The sequence below is a fragment of the Pseudomonas sp. NFPP28 genome (genome assembly GCF_900115535.1).
Taxonomy (GTDB): Bacteria; Pseudomonadota; Gammaproteobacteria; order Pseudomonadales; family Pseudomonadaceae; genus Aquipseudomonas; species Aquipseudomonas extremorientalis.
Map to the genome: position 1 here is coordinate 179,860 of NZ_FOWT01000012.1, position 22,113 is coordinate 201,972.

Annotated in this window: 22 protein-coding genes; 9 read left to right on the forward strand and 13 right to left on the reverse strand. The window is 61.7% G+C overall.

All coding sequences use genetic code 11. The features are described from left to right. Position 1 precedes the first annotated feature (1 nt). From BM110_RS27625 to BM110_RS27635, 3 genes are all read left to right on the forward strand, one after another. Positions 2-1,603 (forward strand): ABC transporter ATP-binding protein, encoded by a 1,602-nt coding sequence (locus BM110_RS27625; RefSeq protein WP_093514534.1) that lies wholly within the window; start codon positions 2-4, stop codon positions 1,601-1,603. Positions 1,604-1,760: 157 nt separating this feature from the next. Further along, complete coding sequence (locus BM110_RS27630) at positions 1,761-5,252, forward strand: hypothetical protein (protein WP_093514535.1); 3,492 nt, start codon at positions 1,761-1,763, stop codon at positions 5,250-5,252. A gap of 49 nt (positions 5,253-5,301) precedes the next feature. Further along, on the forward strand, positions 5,302-6,177 hold the full coding sequence (locus tag BM110_RS27635; protein WP_071490691.1) for an AraC family transcriptional regulator: 876 nt from the start codon (positions 5,302-5,304) through the stop codon (positions 6,175-6,177). Here BM110_RS27635 and BM110_RS27640 read toward each other — a convergent pair. Then, entirely contained in the window at positions 6,119-6,706 is a 588-nt protein-coding gene (locus BM110_RS27640; protein ID WP_092248843.1) for a LysE family translocator, read from the reverse strand. The two genes, BM110_RS27635 and BM110_RS27640, sit on opposite strands and share 59 nt — an antisense overlap. A 226-nt stretch (positions 6,707-6,932) precedes the next feature. On the opposite strand from BM110_RS27640, the gene BM110_RS27645 reads away from it, so the two are divergent. Beyond that, positions 6,933-7,775, forward strand: coding sequence for an alpha/beta fold hydrolase (locus BM110_RS27645; RefSeq protein ID WP_093514536.1), 843 nt, complete (start codon positions 6,933-6,935; stop codon positions 7,773-7,775). 8 nt (positions 7,776-7,783) lie between these two features. On the opposite strand, the gene BM110_RS27650 is transcribed toward BM110_RS27645, so the two are convergent. Continuing rightward, on the reverse strand, positions 7,784-8,218 hold the full coding sequence (locus BM110_RS27650; RefSeq protein ID WP_092248837.1) for a winged helix-turn-helix transcriptional regulator: 435 nt from the start codon (positions 8,216-8,218) through the stop codon (positions 7,784-7,786). Between the two features lie 106 nt (positions 8,219-8,324). Here BM110_RS27650 and BM110_RS27655 point away from each other — a divergent pair, with 106 nt between their 5' ends. Then, positions 8,325-9,023, forward strand: coding sequence for an SDR family oxidoreductase (locus BM110_RS27655; protein WP_092248834.1), 699 nt, complete (start codon positions 8,325-8,327; stop codon positions 9,021-9,023). Positions 9,024-9,049: 26 nt separating this feature from the next. Here BM110_RS27655 and BM110_RS27660 read toward each other — a convergent pair whose 3' ends face one another. Together BM110_RS27660 and BM110_RS27665 are read right to left on the reverse strand one after the other, a co-directional pair. Next, positions 9,050-9,679 carry a ribonuclease T2 family protein gene (locus BM110_RS27660; RefSeq protein ID WP_092248831.1) on the reverse strand — a complete coding sequence of 210 codons (630 nt, stop codon included), beginning with the start codon at positions 9,677-9,679 and terminating at the stop codon, positions 9,050-9,052. Between the two features lie 37 nt (positions 9,680-9,716). Beyond that, positions 9,717-10,697, reverse strand: coding sequence for a Gfo/Idh/MocA family protein (locus BM110_RS27665; protein WP_093514537.1), 981 nt, complete (start codon positions 10,695-10,697; stop codon positions 9,717-9,719). A 126-nt stretch (positions 10,698-10,823) separates the two neighbouring features. Here BM110_RS27665 and BM110_RS27670 point away from each other — a divergent pair, with 126 nt between their 5' ends. Beyond that, complete coding sequence (locus tag BM110_RS27670) at positions 10,824-11,186, forward strand: NUDIX hydrolase (protein WP_092248826.1); 363 nt, start codon at positions 10,824-10,826, stop codon at positions 11,184-11,186. 36 nt (positions 11,187-11,222) lie between these two features. Here BM110_RS27670 and BM110_RS27675 read toward each other — a convergent pair whose 3' ends face one another. Genes BM110_RS27675 through BM110_RS27690 form a run of 4 tightly spaced genes read right to left on the reverse strand, consistent with a single transcriptional unit; the run spans position 11,223 to position 13,020 of the window. Beyond that, the gene (locus BM110_RS27675) at positions 11,223-11,690 is read right to left on the reverse strand and encodes a periplasmic heavy metal sensor (RefSeq protein WP_092248823.1); all 468 of its coding nucleotides are present in this window, start codon (positions 11,688-11,690) and stop codon (positions 11,223-11,225) included. Next, positions 11,687-12,118, reverse strand: coding sequence for a hypothetical protein (locus tag BM110_RS27680; RefSeq protein ID WP_092248819.1), 432 nt, complete (start codon positions 12,116-12,118; stop codon positions 11,687-11,689). The genes BM110_RS27675 and BM110_RS27680 overlap by 4 nt, the downstream gene beginning before the upstream one ends. Continuing rightward, positions 12,115-12,693: an RNA polymerase sigma factor gene (locus tag BM110_RS27685; RefSeq protein WP_071490701.1), complete on the reverse strand. Its 579-nt coding sequence runs from the start codon at positions 12,691-12,693 to the stop codon at positions 12,115-12,117. The genes BM110_RS27680 and BM110_RS27685 overlap by 4 nt, the downstream gene beginning before the upstream one ends. Before the next feature lie 15 nt (positions 12,694-12,708). Then, positions 12,709-13,020, reverse strand: coding sequence for a YXWGXW repeat-containing protein (locus BM110_RS27690; RefSeq protein WP_092248816.1), 312 nt, complete (start codon positions 13,018-13,020; stop codon positions 12,709-12,711). Between the two features lie 199 nt (positions 13,021-13,219). Here BM110_RS27690 and BM110_RS29665 point away from each other — a divergent pair, with 199 nt between their 5' ends. Both BM110_RS29665 and BM110_RS27695 read left to right on the forward strand, forming a co-directional pair. Next, on the forward strand, positions 13,220-13,360 hold the full coding sequence (locus BM110_RS29665; RefSeq protein WP_170856113.1) for a hypothetical protein: 141 nt from the start codon (positions 13,220-13,222) through the stop codon (positions 13,358-13,360). 145 nt (positions 13,361-13,505) lie between these two features. Continuing rightward, positions 13,506-14,450 carry a GGDEF domain-containing protein gene (locus BM110_RS27695; RefSeq protein ID WP_093514538.1) on the forward strand — a complete coding sequence of 315 codons (945 nt, stop codon included), beginning with the start codon at positions 13,506-13,508 and terminating at the stop codon, positions 14,448-14,450. Between the two features lie 266 nt (positions 14,451-14,716). On the opposite strand, the gene BM110_RS27700 is transcribed toward BM110_RS27695, so the two are convergent. The 5 genes from BM110_RS27700 to BM110_RS27725 all read right to left on the reverse strand — a co-directional run bounded on the left by BM110_RS27700 (position 14,717) and on the right by BM110_RS27725 (position 19,818). Then, positions 14,717-14,974 carry a hypothetical protein gene (locus tag BM110_RS27700; RefSeq protein WP_093514539.1) on the reverse strand — a complete coding sequence of 86 codons (258 nt, stop codon included), beginning with the start codon at positions 14,972-14,974 and terminating at the stop codon, positions 14,717-14,719. Positions 14,975-15,164: 190 nt separating this feature from the next. Continuing rightward, the gene (locus BM110_RS27710) at positions 15,165-16,073 is read right to left on the reverse strand and encodes a helix-turn-helix transcriptional regulator (protein WP_092248806.1); all 909 of its coding nucleotides are present in this window, start codon (positions 16,071-16,073) and stop codon (positions 15,165-15,167) included. A 36-nt stretch (positions 16,074-16,109) separates the two neighbouring features. Further along, entirely contained in the window at positions 16,110-16,805 is a 696-nt protein-coding gene (locus BM110_RS27715) for a fumarylacetoacetate hydrolase family protein (protein WP_093127409.1), read from the reverse strand. A gap of 101 nt (positions 16,806-16,906) precedes the next feature. Then, a complete protein-coding gene (locus BM110_RS27720) occupies positions 16,907-17,236 on the reverse strand; it encodes a hypothetical protein (protein ID WP_043206222.1) in 330 nt (109 codons plus the stop codon). Between the two features lie 80 nt (positions 17,237-17,316). Then, positions 17,317-19,818: a TonB-dependent siderophore receptor gene (locus tag BM110_RS27725; protein WP_093514540.1), complete on the reverse strand. Its 2,502-nt coding sequence runs from the start codon at positions 19,816-19,818 to the stop codon at positions 17,317-17,319. A gap of 253 nt (positions 19,819-20,071) precedes the next feature. On the opposite strand from BM110_RS27725, the gene BM110_RS27730 reads away from it, so the two are divergent. Further along, positions 20,072-22,113, forward strand: a 2,042-nt coding sequence (locus BM110_RS27730) for an RHS repeat domain-containing protein (protein ID WP_175538870.1), incomplete at its 3' end; no start/stop codon positions are given.

Consider the following 22,113-nt stretch of genomic DNA (forward strand, 5'->3'; position numbering starts at 1 on the left):
GATGAATCAGGACAATCTGATCGAAGTCCGCGACCTCTGCGTCGAGTTCGTCACGGGCGAACACCACCACCGCGTGGTGAACCATGTCAGCTTCGATATCAAGCGCGGTGAAACCATCGCACTGGTGGGTGAAAGCGGCTCGGGCAAATCGGTAACCGCCCACTCGATCCTGCGCCTGCTGCCCTACCCGCTGGCGCGCCATCCCTCCGGCACCATCGAGTATGCCGGCCAGGACCTGCTGACCCTCAAGGAAAAAACCATCCGCCACATTCGCGGTAACCGCATTGCGATGATCTTCCAGGAGCCGATGACCTCCTTGAACCCGTTGCACACCATAGAGAAGCAGATCAACGAAGTGCTGGGCCTGCACAAAGGGTTGCAAGGCAAGGTCGCCACCCAGCGCACCCTGGAGCTGCTGGAGCTGGTGGGTATTCCTGAGCCGCACAAGCGCCTCAAGGCCCTGCCCCATGAACTGTCCGGTGGTCAGCGCCAGCGGGTGATGATCGCCATGGCCCTGGCCAATGAGCCCGAATTGCTGATCGCCGATGAGCCGACCACCGCACTCGACGTGACGGTGCAATTGAAGATCCTGGAATTGCTCAAGGAACTGCAGGCGCGCCTGGGCATGGCGCTGTTGCTGATCAGCCATGACCTCAACCTGGTGCGCCGGATTGCCCACCGCGTGTGCGTGATGCAAAAGGGTTGCATCGTCGAGCAGGCGGAGTGCGAGACGCTGTTCCAGTCACCCCGGCACCCGTACACCCAGGAGTTGTTGGCGGCAGAACCCAGCGGCGGCCCGGCGACCAACGATGTTGGCCCACCGTTGCTGGAGGTCGATGACCTGAAAGTGTGGTTCCCGATCAAGAAGGGCTTTTTGCGCAACACCGTTGACTACGTCAAGGCGGTGGACGGTATCAACTTCAGCCTGCCCCAGGGGCAGACCCTGGGCATCGTCGGTGAAAGCGGCTCGGGCAAGTCCACCCTGGGCCTGGCGATCCTGCGGTTGATCGCCAGCAAGGGCGGTATTCGTTTCGAAGGCCAGCAACTGGACAAGCTCAGCCAACAACAGGTACGCCCGTTGCGCCGGGAAATGCAGGTGGTGTTCCAGGACCCGTTCGGCAGCCTGAGCCCGCGCATGTGCGTCAGCGAGATCGTCGGCGAAGGCTTGCGCATCCACAAGATGGGCACGCCGGCCGAACAGGAAGCGGCGATTATCGCGGCGCTCAAGGAAGTGGGCCTGGACCCGGAATCCCGGCATCGCTACCCTCACGAGTTCTCCGGTGGGCAGCGCCAACGCATTGCCATCGCCCGCGCGCTGGTGCTCAAGCCACGTCTGATCCTGCTCGACGAGCCCACCTCGGCCCTCGACCGCACGGTGCAACGCCAGGTGGTGGAACTGCTGCGCAGCCTGCAGGCCAAGTACAACCTGACCTACCTGTTCATCAGCCATGACTTGGCGGTGGTGAAGGCGCTGAGTCACCAATTGATGGTGGTCAAGCATGGGCAGGTGGTGGAGCAAGGGGATGCGCAGGCGATCTTTGCGGATCCGCAGCATGCCTATACCCGCCAGTTGCTGGAAGCCGCTTTCCTGGTTCCCGCCTGACACAACCTTGAAAAAGTCTGAGAGGAGGCTTGCCGCCCGCAGGCCTTAACCTTGCGACCGTGGCTGACGCAAGCCACGGCCTTGCAGGAAACACCTGCTACAGAGGCCCCCTCCTCGTGGCGGATGATCCGGGGTTTCATCAGCCGGAACCGACCTCATGGATGACATTCACGCCCTTGCCCTGACCTGGGACAGCCTCCCCGGCGACACGCCGCTGCCACTCAGTCTCAGCCCTTCTATCGCCTACCTGAACGAACGCCAATCCCTGCGCAGCGAAGGCGACACGACCCTGATCGGCCACTTGAGCCGCCTGCTGGCCATCGCTTCGAACCAATCATTACCGCCTCCCACGCATCCCGTGCCAATGGTCGCGCATTCTCAGTTGGGCCAATGGTGCGAAGCCTTTTGCAAGGCCATCAATCAGAAAGACTTCATTGACTGGGCCAACGCCGAAGGGTTTGATCTGGCCACGCTACGCGTGCACAACAGCCGGCTGAGCGTGACGGCTCACGGGCAGCCCAGGGTCTATTCCCTGGCCGACTCGTCCGCCTGGTGGACATTGGCCAACCCGATCATCTACATCAGCCAACTCCTGGACCCGACCGAACTGGGCATGCCGTATATCGCACCTGTGCCTCCCGCCGGTGCGCGCACCTTTCCCTTGAACCTGACGCTGGCGTTCCATGGTTTGCCGATGCCTGCCAACCGCCTGCAGGCGCAGACCATTGTCGAAGAGCTCGACGCCTTGAAGGGTTTTCCCGGCTTTGACGATAACGGGCGCAGCAAGTCGATGAGCTACGCCGAGTCGAGCCAGCAGATGCTCGACTATCGACAGCTGGCAGAGGCCCTGCAACGGTTGGTCAAGGACGAGAACAGCTTTGACGCGTTGGATATCTACCGCACTGTGCTGTATCTGACATCCGATTCGCGGTTGTCCAGAAACCTCAAGGAGGCGGCGGGCCTGTTGCAGGCAATCATCAATAGCAACGACCTGGGCAGCACGGACGACGCGCCAGCGCCCGCTTACTTCGATTACCAGCGGCAAGTGTTGTGTGTGCTGAACCCGGACAGCGGGCGCGAAATAAACACCTTGGTGCCAAAGGCACCCGATGAGCGTTGGAACCGGTTGGCCACACTCGGCGAACAACTGGGCAGCCATGTCTATACCGACCAGCGCATCAGTATGGTCGGGGCTTTGCAGGCGTATGCCATCGAGCGCCCGCTGAGCAGGACGGAGGTCAGCCTCCTGAGCCAGCGCCTGCGCGACTGGCCGGCGCCTGCGGTGCCGGTGATATTGAACAGCGCCCGGTCGTTCGGCGAACTGTACCGCTATCGGCAGTACATCGGTCTGCTCAATGATCGCCACGTACTGCGCAACGCCTTGTCGACGGTGATCGCTGGCGGGAACCTGAATGATGCCGATCGGTTTGAGGTAGGCGCCAGCGTTGACCCGGACACACTCCAGGCAACCGTTAAAAAAGCCTACGCCCAGATCCACGTGCTGACCGACCACCCTGACTTCCTGGCCATCCGCACCCGGGAACGCGTCGACCCTGCCAGCCACGTATTGCTCACTGCCGAGGGTAGCGTTGGCGCCAATGGCCTGGACGGCACCTGGAAAACCCTGACCGACCCAGTGATGAGCAATGTTGAACTTGCCCCTCTGGTGTCGCGCCTGAAGCTGGTAGCGGCCAAGACAGGCGGGTACTTGCGCAGTCATTTCAAGGTGACGCTCAGCCAGGCACTGAACCTCTACCACCTTGTACGCCCCCACACACTGCACGAGGCACGCCTGACGTTGCAGCAACTGACCGTCAGCCAACCCCTGCCGACGCGTCAGGGCCACTACTGGCGAGCGCTCAAGCCGCTGTCTGGTTCACAACCCTCAGCCTGGAAACTGTCGGTGCTCGATCGCACGCAAATCATGCGCATCATCGAGCGCTTCACGGCCGACCAGGACGTGCCGCTGTTCGAGTACCTCGGCCAGCCCATCGTCGCCGGCAAGTCGATAGCCGATGTGCGGGCGGAAGCGGATTTCCTCATGGTCCGCCTGCTCGCAACACCCTTGGCCCAGCAACTGGCAGACGCTTTGTCGAACGCCCTGCACTGGCATGGCGGCCACGCCGGCGAGCGCACGGAAAGTGGCAGCCGCAGTGCACTGATACTGGCAGCACTGATCCTGAGCCTGGACCCCGAGCCCGATGCGTACCCGAACCGGATCAATCTGGTCGACTGGCACGACGATTACTTCTGGGGTGAGCACGTGCCGTTCATACGCCAGTGCATCGACAGCAGCCTGGCCGGGCTCCACCCAGCTACCGCAGCACTGGCCGCGCACCTGTTGCTGAGCGAAAAGGGTCCACATTTGCTCGTACGCGACATACCCGACGCCACGCCTTGCCTGAGCGCCCAGACCTGGGTGCTGTATCATCAATACGTCATGTACATGGAAAAGGTCATGCCGGGGTCTTCCCGTCAATTGACTTACAACCAGATCATGTTCCTGGCCGGGCTGGCGCCACACGGCAGCTGGAAGCGCTTCCTCGAAAGCAGCGAAGCAACGCCGCCGGTGCTGGAATGGGCCGTGGTCAACGGCATGCTGGACCCTCGACCGCGTTACGATGTGCTGGCGATCAATACGGCACTGGAAGGCCTCAATCGACAGCGTGCCAGCCTGGCCGACGCCGTCGAGACGTTTGCACAGCCTGTGGTGACCTTGCGCCAGACCGCGCTGGACGATCTGCGCCGAGTGTATGCCGACAACACCTTGCTTGAAGAGCCAGTGCTGATGTGGCTGCCGGAGCATTCGCCGTTTTCCGAAGACGGCCGCTTCGAGGGCGTGTATACGGGCCCTCTGTACTCGTTCGTCGACCTGCACAGTGCCGGTGCCCTGGATGTCACCTCGAAACGCTGGCACTCGGCAAACGCTGGGGTCAAATATCGGGAATTGGCTCGGCAATTCCACTTGCTCACTCCGATCAATCGGCTTTTTTTCGACACCTTTGATCGCAAGCTCGGGCAGTTGAAAGAAGCCTACGGGACCGCGCTCCGTTACGGCTTGTCGCACCTGACCCTGCCCAGTCGTGAAGCCCTGGAATACGGCCTGGTGCTTTTTTTCGGTCTCACCCAGAGGCACGGCGACGTCGGCCGGTTCGGTGTACTGATGTATGTCTCGCATTACAGCGACAGAAAGTTCTATGAAGTTTTTCCCCGGCACCTGTTGGTTCGTCCACGTCCAGACCTTGACTACAAGCGGGTCATGCAGGCGGCCAAGGACGGCGCCAGCGGTGCCTGGATGCGTTTCGACTGGCCGGCCTACGCGCAAGGCACCCGACCTGCCGAGGTGGCGCTGACCACGGCGGCGACAGACCTGGTCATCCATCAGCTCGACAACTTCGCACCCGCCGAAATCCCCGCCCCGGACCTCTTCGGACGCAGGGTGCCGCGCACCTTCGACTCACCACGCAGCCGCGCCTTGATGAGTGTCATCGTCGAGCGGCATATGCTGCATGACGGCGAGGCCCTGCGGGAAAAGGCCCGGCAACCGGTCACCCTGGCTGAGGCCGTGGCCGGTTACGATCCATGGGCCGACTACCTGCGCCGCTGTGCACCGCCGGTACGTCAGGGCTTGAACAATGGCGAGTTTTAGCTGACGCTGCTCGCCTGCCCGTTGAACTGCTGCGAGGAAGCGCCCGCCCATGACTGCTGCCACTGCTCCGTATTTCTGGCGTGACCCCGCGCTGGCCTTTATCGAGGCGCGGACCATCGCCGATGGGCGCAAGGTCACCTACAGCCGGCATGCCCACGAGCATTTTTCCATCGGTGCGATCACCACCGGGCGCAGCTATTACCACTATGGCAGCGAGACATTCCAGATCAGCGCCGGCACGGTGGTGTTGATGAATCCGGGCGATGTGCACGCCTGCAACCCCATCGACAATGAACCGTGGTCCTACCAGATGCTGTACATCGACACGCCCTGGCTGACGGAGTTGCAGCATCAGTTGGGCTTCAGCACCGACCAGGGTTACCGACCGTTCAATACGCCCCATACCCAGGACGCCGTGCTGTACCGTGGCTTGCTGGAGTTGTACCGCATCCTGGTCGATGAACAGGCCGAGCACTTGCAGAAACAGGACGCGCTGGTGAGTTACTTCAGCGACGTACAACAGCGCCTCAACCCAGCCGGCACCCCGCTGCGCGAGGTCAACCACAAGCTGGAGCGGGCCGCCGAGTACATCCGCACGCACTGCACCGAAGGGGTGAAGCTGGAAGACATCTGCCTGGCGGCCGAACTGTCGCCGTCTTACCTGATCCGCGCCTTCAAGCAATATTACGGGCTGACACCCCATGCCTTCCTGGTCAACCAGCGCATCCAGTTCGCTCGCGCCCGATTGCGTCAGGGCGCGCCCATCGCCGACGTGGCGCTGGCGGCGGGGTTTGCCGACCAGGCGCATTTCCAGCGCGCGTTCAAACAGCATTTCGCCGCAACGCCAGGGCAATACCGCGACGTGCTCAAGCCATCAGCAAATAACCCACACTGGCCACCAGCAACGCGGCCATTGAACGGTTGAATACGCGCACGCCCTGGGGGTTGCCCAGGTAGCGCCGCAGAAACGTGCCGGCATAGGCCCAGCACGCCACCGACAGATAGCAGATCACCAGGTAGAGTCCGGCAAACAACCACACCTGCCGTGCATCGCCATCAGCGACGAACAACCCCATCCCGGCCACACACGCCAGCCAAGCCTTGGGGTTGAGCCACTGCATGATCGCGCCGTACAGCATCGACGGCGCCGTGGCACTGCCATCGGCGTCCAACCGACCATCGTCCACCGCCAGCTTCCAGGCCATGTACAGCAGAAAAGCTACCCCGCCCCACTGGATCAACTGGGTCAGTATCGGCCAACGTATCAGCACCTCATGCAACCCCAGGCCAATCAACACCAACAGCAAGGTGAAGCCCACGGCGGCCCCCAGGACATGTTTCTGGCTGGCGACAAAACCGAAACGCGCCCCCGTACTCAGTGCAACCACATTCACCGGGCCGGGGGTGATAGACGTGGCGAGTGCGAAGGCAGCCATGGAAATGATCAGACTCATTGCAGTTCCTTTTTATTCGAGCGAGTGACGATGGGACCACGGTAAAGGGGCCGCTCGGTCGAGGTATTGAAGAAAATGCCCCTCGCTCACTTAGATGCTTTTATTCCATTGATATAACTGTATTTTTTTCTTTCGCACTGGCGATTTTGATAGGCAAAAATGCGTATTTGCCGTGCGGGGGCCGATGCTAGAGTTCAATTCCTACTGATCAAAAAAAGGAACCGCCATGTCACGTCGCCTGCTGGCAGCCGCCTGCCTGATGTTGTGTTTTTCCGCCGCCCAAGCCGCTGAGCGCTGGGAAACGCTGCCGCCAACACCCGCCCCCGTGGCCGGTGCCAAGACCGGCTATGCCGCCGTCAACGGCATCAAGGTCTACTACACCCGTACCGGCCATGGCTCGCCGGTGGTGCTGCTGCATGGCGGCCTGTCCAACGCCGATTACTGGGGTAATCAGGTCAAGGCCCTGGCAGCCAGGCACACGGTGATCAGTATCGACAGCCGCGGCCACGGGCGCAGTTCGCGGGATGAAAAACCCTATGGTTATGACTTGATGGCCGATGACGTGGTGGCCGTGCTCGACCACCTGAAAATCCCCCGCGCCGATATCGTCGGGTGGAGCGACGGCGCCATCATCGGCATCGACCTGGCCCTGCGTCACCCGGACCGCCTCGGCAAAGTCTTCGCCTTCGCCGCCAACACCCAGACCGCCGGGGTGAAGGAAGGCGTCGAGAAGAACCCGACCTTCGCCGCCTTCATCGAGCGCGCCGGCAAGGAGTACGCCAAGCTGTCGCCGACGCCGAAAGAGTACGACGCGTTTGTCGAGCAGATCAGCCATATGTGGGCCAGCCAGCCGAACTGGACTGACGCACAATTGCAAAGCATCAAGACGCCGATCCTGATTGCCGACGGCGACCATGACGAAGCGATCAAGCGCGAACACACCGAGTACATGGCCGCAACCATCCCCGGCGCCGGCCTGCTGATCCTGCCGAACACCAGCCACTTTGCGTTCCTGCAAGACCCGGCGTTGTTCAACGCAGCCCTGCTGGGCTTCCTCGACGGCAAATAGGCACCGCCTCAAGCGCCGGGCATCTGGGTGACGATGTCGCCGATGCCCAACACCCGGCCATCCTCGGCGAGGATCTCGACCTTGCGCAGTGGCTTGAGCGAGCGCGCATCCAAGACTTGCGCGCCGACCTCCTCCGGCTCGGTATAGGCCTGGCCCCACTGCGCCAGCGTCACCAGCACCGGCATCAGCGCACGGCCCTTGTCGGTGAGTTGGTATTCGCTGCGTGCGCCGACTTCGCTGGTCTGCAACAGGCCTTGCTCGACCATGTCCTTGAGCCGTGTGGCGAGGATGTTTTTCGCCACGCCCAGGTGTTTTTGAAAATCACCGAAACGCGTTACTCCGGCAAAGGCGTCGCGGATGATCAACAACGTCCACCAGTCGCCCACCACGTCCAGGGCGCGGGCCACCGGGCAGCCATCGCCTTCCAGGCATTTGCGTTTCATCGTCGGGCCTCCGGGCACTTGCAAAATGAGGTTGCATTATAGGACCAACAGGCTCAGGATAAAAACGGTTTCATTATTAAACCTAACTAACTGTCTGGAGCGCATCATGGATATTCGTGGAAAAGTGGTACTGGTCACCGGCGCCAATCGCGGCCTGGGTAAAGCATTCGTCATTGCCTTGCTGGAAGCCGGCGCGGCCAAGGTCTACGCCGGCGCACGCGATCCAGGCAGCGTGAACATCCCCGGCAGCACGCCGATTGCCCTGGACATCACCGACCAGGCCAGCGTGCAGCGCGCCGCGGAGCAGTGCACCGATGTAGACGTGGTGATCAACAACGCGGGGTTCCTGAAATACGGCGCGCTGCTGGCTGAAGACAGCGTCGAAAACCTGCAACAGCACTTTGACGTGAACACCTTCGGCACCCTGCGCGTCAGCCGCGCCTTTGCGCCGATCCTGGCCAGGCAAGGCGGCGGCGCGCTGATCAATGTACTGTCGGTATTGAGCTGGCTCAGCCCGCCCGGCACTGGCGGCTACAGCGCCTCCAAGTCCGCCCAGTGGGGCCTGACCAATGGACTGCGCGGCGAACTGCGCGAACAGAAGACCCTGGTGATCGGCGTGCACCCCGCCTACATCGACACCGATATGGTGGCCGACGTGCAGGCGCCGAAGAGCACGCCCCAGGACGTGGTCGCCATCACCCTCAAGGCCCTGAGCGAAGACCGCGAGGAAGTGCTGATCACCGACATGACCCTGGCCGTGAAGGCCTCGTTGTCCACTGACAGCCCGGTCTACCTCAACAACTGATCAACCCGATGCCCGCCAGCGGCTTATCACCGCTGCGCGGGAATCCGCACGTCGCCATCGCGGCACTGGGTTTTCACACTGCGCGGGCAACCAGCAAAGGCCAGGTCCTTGGTCAGGCATACCCGCACCTCGGACAGCACTTTGCCTTTGCAGATGACTGCCAGCCCATGATTGCCCATGCGCGGGTTGCTTTCACGGAACAACGCCTCGATCTCACTGGCCTGCAACGCCGGCGGCGTATTGAACGGCTGCAGTTGCTGCGGAATGCTCACCACCCCCAGCGCCTGGTCGGTTTTTTCCAGGTAGGCCGACGGTTCCAGGCCACTGCAGGTGCCATGCTTGGACCATTCATGCTTGAGCAATGCACGGGTCGGAAACAGTGTTGCGCCCTTCTCGATTTCTTCACGACTCAACGGCGACTGCGGCGCACAGGATGCCGGCCAGCCGCCACGCGCATATTGCGGCCACAGGCCATGCAATACAAAACCGTAGCCTTTACCGGAGCACTGTTCATTGTCCGGGTGGGTCAGGCAAAAAGTCGGCGACCACGACAACGACAGCACATAAAAATCAAACTCCCCCGGTGTGCCTTGGCTGCGCGGAGCCGCCATCGCACTGGTGGCCAGCACCAGCCACATCGCCATCCAGTATTTCATTTGTCTGTTCCTTGGAAAAAAGACCACCCTAACGCGCCTACTCAGGACGATGGGGGTTACGTTGTAGCACCTTGTCCAGGATCCGATCGGTCTTCAACGCTTCGATGCCCAGCGATGGGTGCTCGGCTTCGCCACGGATATGTGCGTTCATCGCCAACACGTGGTGCCACTGGATATGCGCATGGCACGGCACTTCCAGCACTTCGCACGATTCACCCTCAAGGTGCAGCGGCTGGTCTTCGAAGACCGAGAATCGGATGCGCCCACGGCTGCCGATCAGTTCCACCCGGTCCTCGCGACGGTCCGCGACAAAATTCCAGCAGCCCATGCCCAGTGCCCCCGAACTGAACGTCCAGCACGCCGTCACTGCATCCTCGGCCGCATACCTCCCGGCTTGTCGCGCGGTAAACCCTGTGACCTCAACGATATCCCCGGCCAGGTACTGGAACAGGTCGAAACCATGGCTGGCCAGGTCGGCGAAGTAACCACCGCCAGCGATGGTCGGGTCGGTGCGCCAGTTGGCGGGGCTGGCGTCGTCGGCACCCGGTGGCTTGCACAAGGTCCAGGTCAGGTGGCGCAGTTCGCCGATGCGCCCATCTCGCAACCAGTCGCGCACTTGCTGGAAACGCGGCAGTGAACGGCGGTAATAGGATACAAACAGATGCAGCCCGGCACGCTCGAAGGTGCGCTGCATCAACGCGCTCTGCTCGGCGTTGAGCGACATGGGCTTCTCGACGCAGCAATGCTTGCCGGCCGCCGCGACCATCAGGCTATATTCGAGATGGCTGTCCGGCGGCGTGGCGATGTACACCGCGTCCACCTCGGGGTCGTTGATCAGCGCCTGGGCGTCGGTGTAGAAACGCGCAATGCCATGGCGTGCCGCATAATCACGCACCGCCGCTTCGCGGCGCCCCATCACGGCCACCAGCGCAGAACCTGGCGCTTTGTAGAAAGCCGGTCCACTCTTCAATTCAGTGACACTGCCACAGCCGATCATGCCCCAGCGTACGGTGCTCATCTGCCCTCCTCGTGCGTTTTGATCAATCGGGCAGTATCCACATCCCCACACGTCAGCGCCATAAGCACTTAGCATGACAATTGCATTACACTTTTATGACACTCATCCCGCTGCGGGGCACAGACGATGAAAATACGTGCAACGGTCATTTGCGAACACGAGGGGCATATCCTCTTCGTGCGCAAGGCCAGATCCAAATGGGCATTGCCGGGAGGCAAGGTCGAACGCAACGAGCGCCCGGTCGGCGCGGCCGAACGCGAGCTGGAAGAAGAAACCGGATTGAACGTGGACGGCTTGCTGTATTTGCAGGAACTCAAGGCCCGCGACACCGTGCACCACGTGTTCGAAGCGTCGGTGGTGAACGTCGCCGATGCGAAACCTTGCAATGAAATAGTCGATTGCCAGTGGCACCCCTATGGCGCCATGGACGAGTTGGACACCACCGATGCCACCCGCCACATCGTCAAATCCTTCCTGCGTCGCCTGTAGTTCAGCGCTCCGGGCGCAGACCTACAAGCGCCACGTTCAGGACTGAGGCTTGCGGCCTGCCGCCTGCCCCCGCAGATACAACGCCTCCACTAACTTCTGCCGCTCCTCCCGAGGCAGGGTGCTGGCGAACTGCGCCAACGTCGTGTCCACCAACGCACGCAGCGCCATATCGGCTTCACGGGCCTTGGCCAGTTCCGCCACCAGCACATCCCGATCCAGGGTCGGCGCTTCCAATTGCTTGATCACGCCCATGCGCGCTTCACGCCCGGCCATGATCAGCGGCTGGCTGTCGGCCCGGTTGTGCCGCAGCAGTTGGCGCAATTCCCGGCGGCGCTCCGGCGGCAGCTTGATCATCGCCTGGCGCAAGCCGTGCTGATTGACCACCGCCTCCGCGGGCTTTGCACTGGCCATCCAGTGGTAGAGGCCACCGCCGACGCCGCCGATCAGGAACACGTTGAGCAAGGCCGAGGCCAGCAGCCAGGGTTTGAGGGACTTCAGGCTCATTGCTCGGTGTCCTCGGCATTGACGGTAAAGATGACTTGCGCATCGCCTTGATCGAAGACGCTGGGCAACACCTCGGACGACAGCATCGGCAGCGGCACGCTCAGGGATGCCACCAGCATCCCGGTGACGATGCCCGCAACACCCACGCCTACCAGGCCGGCCGGCGACAACCAGCGGGCATAGCGCGACCAGAACGAATGGCCGCGCGGGGCCGACAGCTGAATCTGCCGCGCCAGCGAAGGATCGACGTAGGCCAGTTGATGGCTGTCCAGTTGACCGTCGAGCCAGCGCGCCTGTTGCTGGGCCTCATGCGCAAGCACATTGCCGCTGTCCAGCAAAGCCTGGGCTGCGGGCTGTTCGGCGCGGGGCCAGCGGTGCAGGTCGGCGCCATAGGCGTCGGCCAGGTAAGCAAAACGTTCGGGTGTCATGGTTTTCCCCTTCCTGGGCGGGCAAGCCCGGGTGTGTCGGCAAGTTGGCTGCGCAACTGGCGTCGGGCCCGCGACAGCAGGCTCTCCAGTGCCTCGACGCTGATGTTCATCAGGGCCGCGGCGTCGATGTTCGACAGCTCCTGGTAGTACTGCAACACAATCGCTTCGCGCTGACGCTCGGGCAGCGCCGCCAGGGCGGCAGCCATCCGGGCGCTGCGATCGGCGGCTTCCAGCTGTTCATCCGGCGTCAGTGCGCTGTCTGTCAGCGCCAACGCTTCCTCGTCCTCCAACGGGCGCTCCTTGCGCCGGCGCAGACGGTCGTGGCACAGGTTGAGCGCCACCCGGTGCAGCCAGGTGTCGAAGCGCGCCTCGCCACTGCGCCAACTGGCGGCGTGGCGCCAGATGCGCAGGAAGCTTTCCTGGGCCACGTCCCTGGCTTCGTCGGCATCCCCCAGGATCCGGCCGGCGAGCGCCAGCAGACGCGGCAGTTTGCGCGTCACCATTTCGTTGACGGCCGCTGGTTCGTTGTTACCGATGCGCGCCAGCAGTTCAACGTCCGGATCAGTGTCTTTCAATCGGGCAATTCTCGGTCAGCGGATCCAATGCCCTTCACGCCAGTACCAATTGGGGCCGTGAGCCTCCCAATGGCCCGGTTCCCAACGCGCATTGCGCATCACCGGCTGCCAGTGCCCAGGCACCCACCCATAGCCGTGCCCTTCCCAGCGCCAGTGGCCGCGGTCCCAGGCGTAACCCGGGCGCTCCACGGGGATCACTTCCACGCGTTCCGGTGGCGGTGCCTGGCGGATGATGATTTCGGTCTGGGCAAACACAGGGGTGCTGACAAGCGCGGCAAGGACCAGCGGAGCAAGCAAGGCATAGCGCAATTTGGCCAGGGGTCTCATGGCAACTCCTTCATGCAACACGCGAAAGTGCGGGTGCTGATGGGTTGAACGGCGGGGGCCGGAAAATCCGTCGCAGATTTTTTGCGCAGTATTGCGCAGGGGGTGGCAGGGCTTGATGAAATGTTTGAAAGCTTTGCGACGGATTTATGCCGGTGGCCGCGTTGAAGGATTGACGCTGATCAACCCAAGAGGAAACACCATGTATCGCCGACTTTACATGCTGGTTGCCGCACTGCTGATCGTCAGCCTCAGTGGCTGCGTGATCCTGCCGGAACATCGCCATTGCTGCTGGCGCTACTACGGCGCGCTCGATGCCCCGAGCCACACCGTCGATGCCTGACCCAGCGCAGTACACCGGATACCCCGGTCAACAGAGGGTCGCCCCGTCCGGCGACCTCTCGTCTGCTGCGCCGCCGAAGGCTTGACTCGGCGCCCCGATCGAAAGACGCTCTTGGCTTTTCGCCATCATCCAGAGCAGCCGCCCCATGAGCATCGACCCTCCGAGCCAGCCCGACAGCGATGTGTACAAGACCTTGCTGGAGTCGACCAAGGCCATCCCCTGGCGTATTGATTGGCAGAGCATGACCTTCAGCTATATCGGCCCGCAGATCGAGGAGTTGCTCGGCTGGACCCCGCAAAGCTGGGTCAGCGTGGACGACTGGGTCGAGCGCATGCACCCGGACGACCGTGAATATGTGGTGGATTTCTGCGTATCGCAGTCCCGCGCCGGGGTCGATCACGAAGCGGATTACCGCGCGCTGACGGTGAATGGCGACTACGTGTGGATCCGCGATGTGGTGCACGTGGTGCGCAAGGACGGCGAGGTCGAGGCGCTGATCGGTTTCATGTTCGATATCAGCGAGCGCAAGAAGACCGAAGAGCACCTGGTGCGCTTGCAGAAACAACTCGAGGAATATTCATACCAGGATGGCCTGACCGGTATCGCCAACCGCCGCATGTTCGACACCGTGCTGGAACGGGAGTGGGCCAGCGCCCAGCGCAGCCAGTTGCCACTGTCGTTGATCATTCTGGATATCGATTTTTTCAAGCAGTACAACGACCACTACGGCCATATCAAGGGCGATGAGTGCCTGCGCCAGGTCGCACACACCTTGTCCCAGGCGGCCAATCGGCCACGGGATTTCATTGCGCGCATCGGCGGCGAAGAGTTCGTGTGGTTGCTGCCGGAAACCGATGCGCAATCGGCCAGGCAGGTGGCGCAACGCTGTCTGCACCTGATCCGCCAGCAGCAGATCGAGCATGGTCATTCGGCGGTATCGAGCCTGCTGAGCCTGAGCCTGGGCGTGGGTACACGTATCGTCAAACCTGATACGCCGATGCTGGGGTTCGTCGAAGAGGTCGACAAGTTGCTGTACCAGGCCAAACGCAATGGACGGATGCGCGCGGAGTTCGGCGACAGTGAAGTTTGACGCGAAGGTCAAATCCCGGGCAAAAAAAATCCCAAGTAGCTGATGGAAACTTGGGATTTAAAAATGCATAAACCGTGGGAGGTGAACGCCCGGCTATAGTAACGATTGTAAAAAGCTGTAACAAGATTATTTTAATCCTTTCGTCGGATTAAAAGCGCTGTAAGTCATTCAATAACCACACATTTTTTAAGGTAGCCAACCCTATAAGTGCCACTTTTTGGTGCAACTTCTGGTGCTATTTCCACTGATAAGAAAGGGTTATTGAGTTAAGGCGACTTCACACTTTCCGATATACGCTCGCTCAACTGTTCGCAGGCATCTTGTGTATCGAGGCTATTGGGCAACACCGAGCGCGCCACACTTTCCACCTGTCGGCACAGCGCCAAGCGCTCATTGGTCGCATCCCGCTCGCGGTCGACCTGGGCATTGAGCTGCACAAAATAGACCCCCAGCAACACCGCCGCGCAAAGCACTCCGATCACGAAGTAGCGAAAGTTGTTGGACGGCGGCTCGGATGGACTCATGGCTCACTGCGCCCTGCTCTTCTCATACTCAGATGGTTTTGCACCACCGAGGTGCGAAGGGTGAAGAGCGTGTCGACATCGTCCTGCGTCGCCGCGCGGATAAGCGTTTGCATACTGGCCTCCCAATGAAGGACCCAATTGTATGTAAATTGAAACACAGCGATTGTCGTGGATTTGTAAAACCGCCGCCCTACAAGGCCTGGCCATGTTGCTGGCGACGGAATTGCCCTGGGGCCAGGCCATGGGCCTTGCGGAAGCAGCGGGAGAAGTACGCTTCATCGGTAAACCCGCAGCGGTGCGCAATGGGACCGATCATCTGCGCACTGTTGAGCAACAAGGTGCGCGCCAACTGCAGGCGGCGGTCGAGCACCAGTTGCGAAAACGGCTTGCCAGTCTCCTTGCGCAACAGGTGCGTGAGGTAGTTGGGTGACAGGAACGCCGCCGCCGCCGCGTCAGTAAGGTTGAGGGTCGGCTCGTGCAGATGCTCGCGGATGTAGCGTTGCACCCGCGCCAACGCATCCTTGCGCCCGCGCCGGGTGGCGTTGTTGGCGGCGTACGCCTGCAACGGCTCGGCATACTGTCCGCAGACCAGGCCGATCAGTTGAAACAGGTAGCCCTTGAGGCGCTCGCGGGCGCCAAAGGAACGGCGGGCATCCAGTTCGCGCATGTGAGCGAGCCAGCTTTGCACCTGCTCAAACGCCGCATCATCGAGGATGAAGTCCAGGTGTTCCTGGAAGCGAAACGGCGAAAGCTCCGGCGCCTGGCCGATGGGAATGTCTTCCAGGTCGAGGGGGTCGCAGGTCAGTTGCGGCAGGAGAAACCCCTGGCTGAAGTTGATCAGCATGAACTCGCCGTCTTCGGGGTGGGGGATCACATGCAGGCGATGGGGCAGGATAAAGGCAAGGGCCTTGCGCGGGAACGGCCGCACAGCGCCGCCAATGTGCTGCACAGTGTCGCCGCCGAGGTTGACCTGGATCTGGAAGTATTCATGCCGATGCGGGCTGGTCAGCGCCGCCCGCCCGCGCTTGTCGCGGATGTAGAAGTCGGGGCGGTCGCTGCGCTGCTGCATGCCGTAGGTGGTAACGCGGGTGCCTGGCATAACGGTCTCTCGGGTGGCCGGGTCACCACTTTAGCCTCAAGCCTGGCCGAGGGTGAACTGCAACTCGCCGATGCCCTCGATGCCCGCCGTGACCACATCGCCCGGCTGCAAGGCACCGACACCTGCGGGGGTGCCGGTGAAGATCAGGTCGCCCGCCTTCAGCGCGACAGACCTTGAGGCATGGCTGATCACTTCGCTGACCGACCAGATCTGGTCGGCCAGGTCGCCCACCTGGCGCTGTTCGCCATTGACATCAAGCCAGATTTTTCCGCTGGACGGATGCCCTACCGCGCTCACCGGGCGCAATGCGGTACTCGGCGCAGACGCATCAAACGCCTTGGCCCACTCCCACGGCCGCGAGAGTTTTTTCGCATGGGCTTGCAGGTCGCGGCGGGTCAGATCGACGCCGACGCCATACCCCCAGATGTGGGAAACCGCCTGTTCCGGACTGATATCCACGCCGTCCTTGCCGATGGCCACCACCAGTTCCACTTCATGGTGCAGGTCGGCGGTCAGCGGTGGGTAGGCGATCACACCTTCGGCGGGCACCACGGCATCCGCCGGTTTCATAAAGAAAAAGGGCGGCTCGCGGTCCGGGTCGTGACCCATCTCACGCGCATGCTCACTGTAGTTGCGGCCCACGCAGAACACACGGCGCAGCGGGAAGCGCGCATCGCTGCCCTGTACTGCGAGGGATGGGGTTGGTGCGGGGATGAATACGTAGTCAGTCATGGCCTGTGCCTCTGGATTTGCCTGGCGCCAGTATGGCCAGGGGCGCCGAGGGAAAGTTGGACAGGCTTACGCAGATTTTGCACGGGGCGGTGCTTGCTCGATCATTTGCGTGCGACCTTGTAGCGCACGCAATCCTGATAGAAACCCTGGCGAATCGCCTCGGGCTTGAGCCGCGAACGGCTGTCGTAGGTCTGTTCGGTGATGCCCATGGCCATCATGCGCATCCAGGATTTGTTGAACTTCATGCTCTGGATCTTCTGCCGCGCCGCGTACAGCGACACCCCCGACAGTTTCAACTCCTGGGCCCTGGCCGCGGTGCCGGCGCCCCAACTGCACATGTACTTGTCACCCTCGCGCAGCTCCCGAGCCTGCACGGCTGCCGCGCCGCCGGCCAGGGAGCAGGCGATCAGCATGATTCCAACAGTGCGCATTTGCATCCCCACCTAACCACCTGAAAATAAAAGCGATTCTGGCGAGGATTTAGTTACAAAGGGGCCATTAAATTGCCTTATCACCACTGATAGGTTGCGCTCGCCTGCACGGTACGCTGCGAGCCATACCAGCACCACGAATAGGAGTAGCAGGACGCGACATACTCTTTATTCGCCAGGTTAGTGGCATTGAGCGCCAGGCGCAGGTTGTCCTTGAGGCTGGTGATGTTGGGGATGTCGTAGTGCACGGCGGCATCGAACAAGGTGTAGCCCGGCACCTTGAGGGTGTTGGCGGTATCGCCCCACGAAGACCCGACATAACGCGCTCCTGCGCCGGCGCCGAAGCCTTTGAGTTGACCGTCATGGAAGGTGTAGTCGGCCCACGCCGAGGCGGTGTGGCGCGGCACGCCGTAGGTGGTGGTGCCTTCGGCGGGGATGGCCGGACCTACGCCGATATCGCTGATGGGCGCGTACCGCACGGTGTTGTTGGATTTGCTGATGCGGTTGTCCAGGTACGCGTAGGCCGCCGTGATGTCGAGGTTGTCGTTGAGGCTGGCCTTGCCTTCCAGCTCGAAGCCACGGGATTGCACTTCGCCGTCCTGGCTCTGGCAGCGCCCGGTGCCGCACAGGTGGGTGGGGTCCGGGTCGGTGGTCAGCACGTTGGTCTGGCGCAGGTCGAAGATGGCCGCAGTGATGAAGCTGTTGCTGCCCGGCGGCTGGTATTTGATGCCGATTTCATACTGCTTGCCTTCCGTCGGCTTGAACACCGAACCGCCGTAACCGGTACCCGATTGCGGGTTGAACGACTCCGCATAACTGGCATACGGCGCCAGGCCATTATCGAAGAGATAGACCAGGCCGATACGACCGGTAAACGCCTTGCTGTCCAGGGACGACTCGGATTTGGCGCCGGTGCGCAGGGTCTTGGTGCTGCTGTCGGTGCTGGCCCAGTCATAGCGACCGCCCAGCAAGAGCACCCATTTGTCCCACTTCATCTGCTCTTGCAGATACACGCCGGTCTGTTCGCTGCGCGAGGTGCCATCAGTGGTGTAGGCCGGCACCGGGACGGCTGCGCCGTAGACCGGGTTGAAAATATCCAGGGTCGGACCTGCGGTGTACACGCCGGAGCCGGACTTGGTGTCGGTGCTGGTGTTCTGGTAGTCGAGCCCCATCAACAAGGTGTGCTGCAACGGGCCGGTGTCGAATTTGGCCTGTAGCTGGTTGTCGAGGGTGTAGGCATCCAGGTCGACATCGCTGGCGATGGTCGAACGGCGAATGGTGCGGTAATCCGCCATCAGGTAGTTGCTGTACAGGCTGCGGTACTGGCCTTCGCTGCGCAGGTAACGCGCATTCTGGCGCACAGTCCACACGTCATCGAAGTGATGCTCGAACGCCCAGCCGATCGAGTAGTACTCGCGGTCGCTTTTCTCGAAGTTCTTCTCGCCATCGTAGAAATCCACATCGATGCTGCGTCCAGTCGGGCTGTGCAGCACCGAACCCCAGGCCGGCACCGAGCCGTAGGAAGCCCCCTTGGGGTCCTTCTGGAAATGCCCGAGCAGGGTCAGAGAAGTGGCATCGTCCGGACGCCAGGTAAAGGCGCTGGACAATGACTGACGGCGCGTCTCGGTGTGCTCCACCTGCCCATCGGCATCGTCGAAAAGCCCGGCCACACGGTAGGAATACACGCCCTGATCATCCAGGGGGCCACTCAAGTCGAAGGTGGTGCGCTTCTTGTTGAAGGTGCCGTATTCCACGCCCACTTCATGAAACGGCGTGTCCAGCGGGCGCTTGCTGACCATGTTGATTACCCCGCTCGGCGTGCCCTGCCCGTACAGCACCGACGCAGGGCCGCGCAGCACTTCCACGCGTTCCAGGTCGAAGGCATCTTTCTGCGGCAAGGCGTCACGGCTCGACGGCATGCGCAGGCCATCGAGGTAGGTGGCCGGGGAGAAACCGCGGATGGTCAGTTGATCGAGACGCGATGCGGTGGCGCCACGGGTTTCCGGGATGACGGCGGCGCTGTAGCGCAGGATCTGGTTGAGGCTCTCGGCGTTCTGCGCACGCATCTGGTCTTTGGTGACGATGGAAATCGACTGCGGGGTTTCGATCAGCGCGGTGTCGGTCTTGGTACCCGACAAGCTGCGCGTGGCCACATAGCCGGCCACCGGCCCGGTCGGGCTTTCGGCCTGGTACGCGCCGCTGATGGTGGTGGCCTGGAGTTCCATGGCGCCACCGTTATCCGGGATGGCTTCGAGGCGGTAGCGGTCGGCGGAAATCTTCAAGGCTTGCAGGCCGCTGCCGGCGAGCAATTGGCTCAGTGCCACGTCGGTGTCGTATTGCCCGCTCAAACCCTTGCTGCGCTTGCCCCGGGTCAGGCCCGCATCGAAGGCCAGCACCAGACCCGCCTGCTCGGCCAGGCTATTGAGTGCCTGGCTCAAGTCACCCGCAGGAATCGAGAAACGGCGCAGCGCGCTGCTGCTCTCTTCGGCATAGGAAGACTGAACGGTCAGCAACGGCACGGCGGCAAAAGCCATCGCCACTGACAGAGCCAGTGGGTGCAAGGGACGAGCAAGGCGCGACATGGGAAATCCTGCGTAAGGGAGGTTCTATTAACCATGACGGCCATGTCGGGAAATCGGGCAAGGATGCGAGCGATTTTTATTTGGCGGGCAATTTTGCAATCAGGTTTATCGCTTTTCGGTGTAGCACTTCGAGCTGACTTTTCGCGGTTTTTCCCCCTGCGTAGTGGGCTCTTTCTGAATTTTCCAACCGTTCATCCAGCCGCATTTTGCTGCGGCATGCTCCGACGCCTTGCCCTTTGCCGAGACGTCACGGATGACCCACGCTGCCCACATTGCCCTGATCGAATTTGAGCTGGATGGCTTTCATCAGAGCCTGGTGATTTATCGCCAGCAGATGAACGCCTGGTATTCGCGCGCACTGGATTCAGTGAGCCATGCGGCTGACATGCCGTCGTTGCTGGGGATGGACCGGGTATTGCGGGTTGGCGATTCGCAGCGTTCGGTGAGTCTTTCCGACACTGACCTTTCGACCGTGACCCGCTGCCCGATGGGCGGTGAACTGAAGATCGAGAGCAAGTTCGAGTCGGTATATGACGTGCCGATCGGCAATATCCCGGTTGAGGTCATCGGCCTGGATGACGGCAGTTCCAGCGTAATCATGCTGGATGAACAGGGTAAGGGCTCACACCACTGCGCGGCGGGTGGGCGCTATCAGGTGCGGGTGCAGGGCGGTGTTTCCAGCGAGCAAGTCGACGCGTTGTTTGCCTCCTACGACGGGTTGATGGGGGATCTGCAGCAGTGGCTTCGGGAGCAGTGGTCTGGCTTTAAACCGCACTGGGAGCGCTCGACCGCCAGTGCGATTGGCAGCGGTCTGTTGGCGGGCAGTTGGGCGGCAATTCACGACGTGTGGGACAGCATCAAGCTGGTACAGGCGATTCTTGAAGACCCGCTGCAGTTCGCCGACCAGTTAGGTGATCAAGCCGCCAAGTTGGCACAAATCGCCACCGATACGCCAAAGGTCATGGAGCAGGCCATGTTGCTGGCCAGTGACGAGGCGGCGCTGTACCTGATGGTACGCACGGCGATGCTCTGGCTGGACGCATTACCGCCCAGTGAAATGGCCGAGGTAGCGGCAGGGTTAGTGGTGTCGCTGCTGATTGACCTGGTGATTGGCGCCGTGTTGACCATCGCCTTGCCGGCGGCGGGTGTGGCGTATCTGAGCTTGCGGTTGGTCAAGTATGGAGCGGCGATTCTTGAGGCGGCGGTGGGTTTTGTTAAGGGCCTGTTGGCGATTCTGACCAAATTCATGCAGGCGGTGGATCGCTACAAGGCGGTGGCGGTTCGCGGGGTAGTCGGCGGGCTCAAGCAAGGCACGATGCAGATACGCTGGAAGGCGCGGCAGAACGCGGTGCTGAAGCAGAAAGAGCATGTGGATGACGTGCCGGTTTCTGCTCGCAACCCGAATGGGGATGCGGCGGCATCTTCGGACAAGACCGCCACCAACGGCTGCCCGGTGTCGATGGTCACTGGCGAGGAACTCCTGACCCTCACCGATGGGACGCTGGACGGGATCTTGCCGTTTGAGTGGACGCGGTTGTATCGCACCAGTGCCGTGGAAGTGGATGTCGGGCTGGGGTTTGGTTGGAGTCACGCGCTGGCGCATCGGCTGGTGGTTGTGGGTGACGCGGTGGTGTGGACCGATCATGAAAACCGCTCCACTACCCTGCCCTTGCCGACTGCCTCTCGACCTGCGATCACCAACAGCCTGGCCGAAGCCGCAATCTATTTGGGTGCTGTGCCTGATGAACTGGTGCTGGCCCAGGCGTCACGTTTCTACCACTTCCGCGACGGTGTGCTGACAGCGATCAGCGACGCGTATGACAACCGCCTGCGCATTTCCCGGGATTTTCTGGGGCGCATTGAGCGGGTGGATAACGGCGTCGGGCGCTCGCTGTTCTTGCGTTATGCGTCGGGCCGCATCGTGGCGGTGGATTACCAGATTCATCGCGTTGTGGATGACGGTCCGTTTGTGTGGGTGACGGAGCAAACGGTTGTTTCCTACGCCTATGACGGCTTGGGACGACTGGTTTCAGCGACCAACGCGGTCGGTGAAAGCGAGGTTTATCGCTACGACGAACAGCACGTCATCCTTGAACGTGGCTTGGCCGGTGGGGCAAGTTTCTTCTGGGAGTGGCAACGAGCTGGCAAGGCGGCGCGGTGCATCCGGCACTGGGCCAGTTTCTCGCAGATGGACACGCGTTATGCCTGGGATGACAACGGCCAGGTCTCGGTGTTTAACGCCGATGGCAGCCAGGAAGTCTACGTGCATGACCAGCGGGCGCGGCTGGTGCAGCG

Excerpts from the sequence above, each read along its gene's own strand:
- BM110_RS29665 (WP_170856113.1), top strand. The coding sequence starts at position 13,220 with ATGTATCGCCGACTTTACATGCTGGTTGCCGCACTGCTGATCGTCAGC.
- BM110_RS27675 (WP_092248823.1), bottom strand. The coding sequence starts at position 11,690 with ATGAGCCTGAAGTCCCTCAAACCCTGGCTGCTGGCCTCGGCCTTGCTC.
- BM110_RS27710 (WP_092248806.1), bottom strand. The coding sequence starts at position 16,073 with ATGCCAGGCACCCGCGTTACCACCTACGGCATGCAGCAGCGCAGCGAC.
- BM110_RS27670 (WP_092248826.1), top strand. The coding sequence starts at position 10,824 with ATGAAAATACGTGCAACGGTCATTTGCGAACACGAGGGGCATATCCTC.
- BM110_RS27660 (WP_092248831.1), bottom strand. The coding sequence starts at position 9,679 with ATGAAATACTGGATGGCGATGTGGCTGGTGCTGGCCACCAGTGCGATG.
- BM110_RS27690 (WP_092248816.1), bottom strand. The coding sequence starts at position 13,020 with ATGAGACCCCTGGCCAAATTGCGCTATGCCTTGCTTGCTCCGCTGGTC.
- BM110_RS27720 (WP_043206222.1), bottom strand. The coding sequence starts at position 17,236 with ATGCGCACTGTTGGAATCATGCTGATCGCCTGCTCCCTGGCCGGCGGC.
- BM110_RS27695 (WP_093514538.1), top strand. The coding sequence starts at position 13,506 with ATGAGCATCGACCCTCCGAGCCAGCCCGACAGCGATGTGTACAAGACC.
- BM110_RS27680 (WP_092248819.1), bottom strand. The coding sequence starts at position 12,118 with ATGACACCCGAACGTTTTGCTTACCTGGCCGACGCCTATGGCGCCGAC.
- BM110_RS27640 (WP_092248843.1), bottom strand. The coding sequence starts at position 6,706 with ATGAGTCTGATCATTTCCATGGCTGCCTTCGCACTCGCCACGTCTATC.
- BM110_RS27630 (WP_093514535.1), top strand. The coding sequence starts at position 1,761 with ATGGATGACATTCACGCCCTTGCCCTGACCTGGGACAGCCTCCCCGGC.
- BM110_RS27635 (WP_071490691.1), top strand. The coding sequence starts at position 5,302 with ATGACTGCTGCCACTGCTCCGTATTTCTGGCGTGACCCCGCGCTGGCC.
- BM110_RS27725 (WP_093514540.1), bottom strand. The coding sequence starts at position 19,818 with ATGTCGCGCCTTGCTCGTCCCTTGCACCCACTGGCTCTGTCAGTGGCG.
- BM110_RS27700 (WP_093514539.1), bottom strand. The coding sequence starts at position 14,974 with ATGAGTCCATCCGAGCCGCCGTCCAACAACTTTCGCTACTTCGTGATC.
- BM110_RS27665 (WP_093514537.1), bottom strand. The coding sequence starts at position 10,697 with ATGAGCACCGTACGCTGGGGCATGATCGGCTGTGGCAGTGTCACTGAA.
- BM110_RS27655 (WP_092248834.1), top strand. The coding sequence starts at position 8,325 with ATGGATATTCGTGGAAAAGTGGTACTGGTCACCGGCGCCAATCGCGGC.
- BM110_RS27650 (WP_092248837.1), bottom strand. The coding sequence starts at position 8,218 with ATGAAACGCAAATGCCTGGAAGGCGATGGCTGCCCGGTGGCCCGCGCC.
- BM110_RS27625 (WP_093514534.1), top strand. The coding sequence starts at position 2 with ATGAATCAGGACAATCTGATCGAAGTCCGCGACCTCTGCGTCGAGTTC.
- BM110_RS27715 (WP_093127409.1), bottom strand. The coding sequence starts at position 16,805 with ATGACTGACTACGTATTCATCCCCGCACCAACCCCATCCCTCGCAGTA.
- BM110_RS27645 (WP_093514536.1), top strand. The coding sequence starts at position 6,933 with ATGTCACGTCGCCTGCTGGCAGCCGCCTGCCTGATGTTGTGTTTTTCC.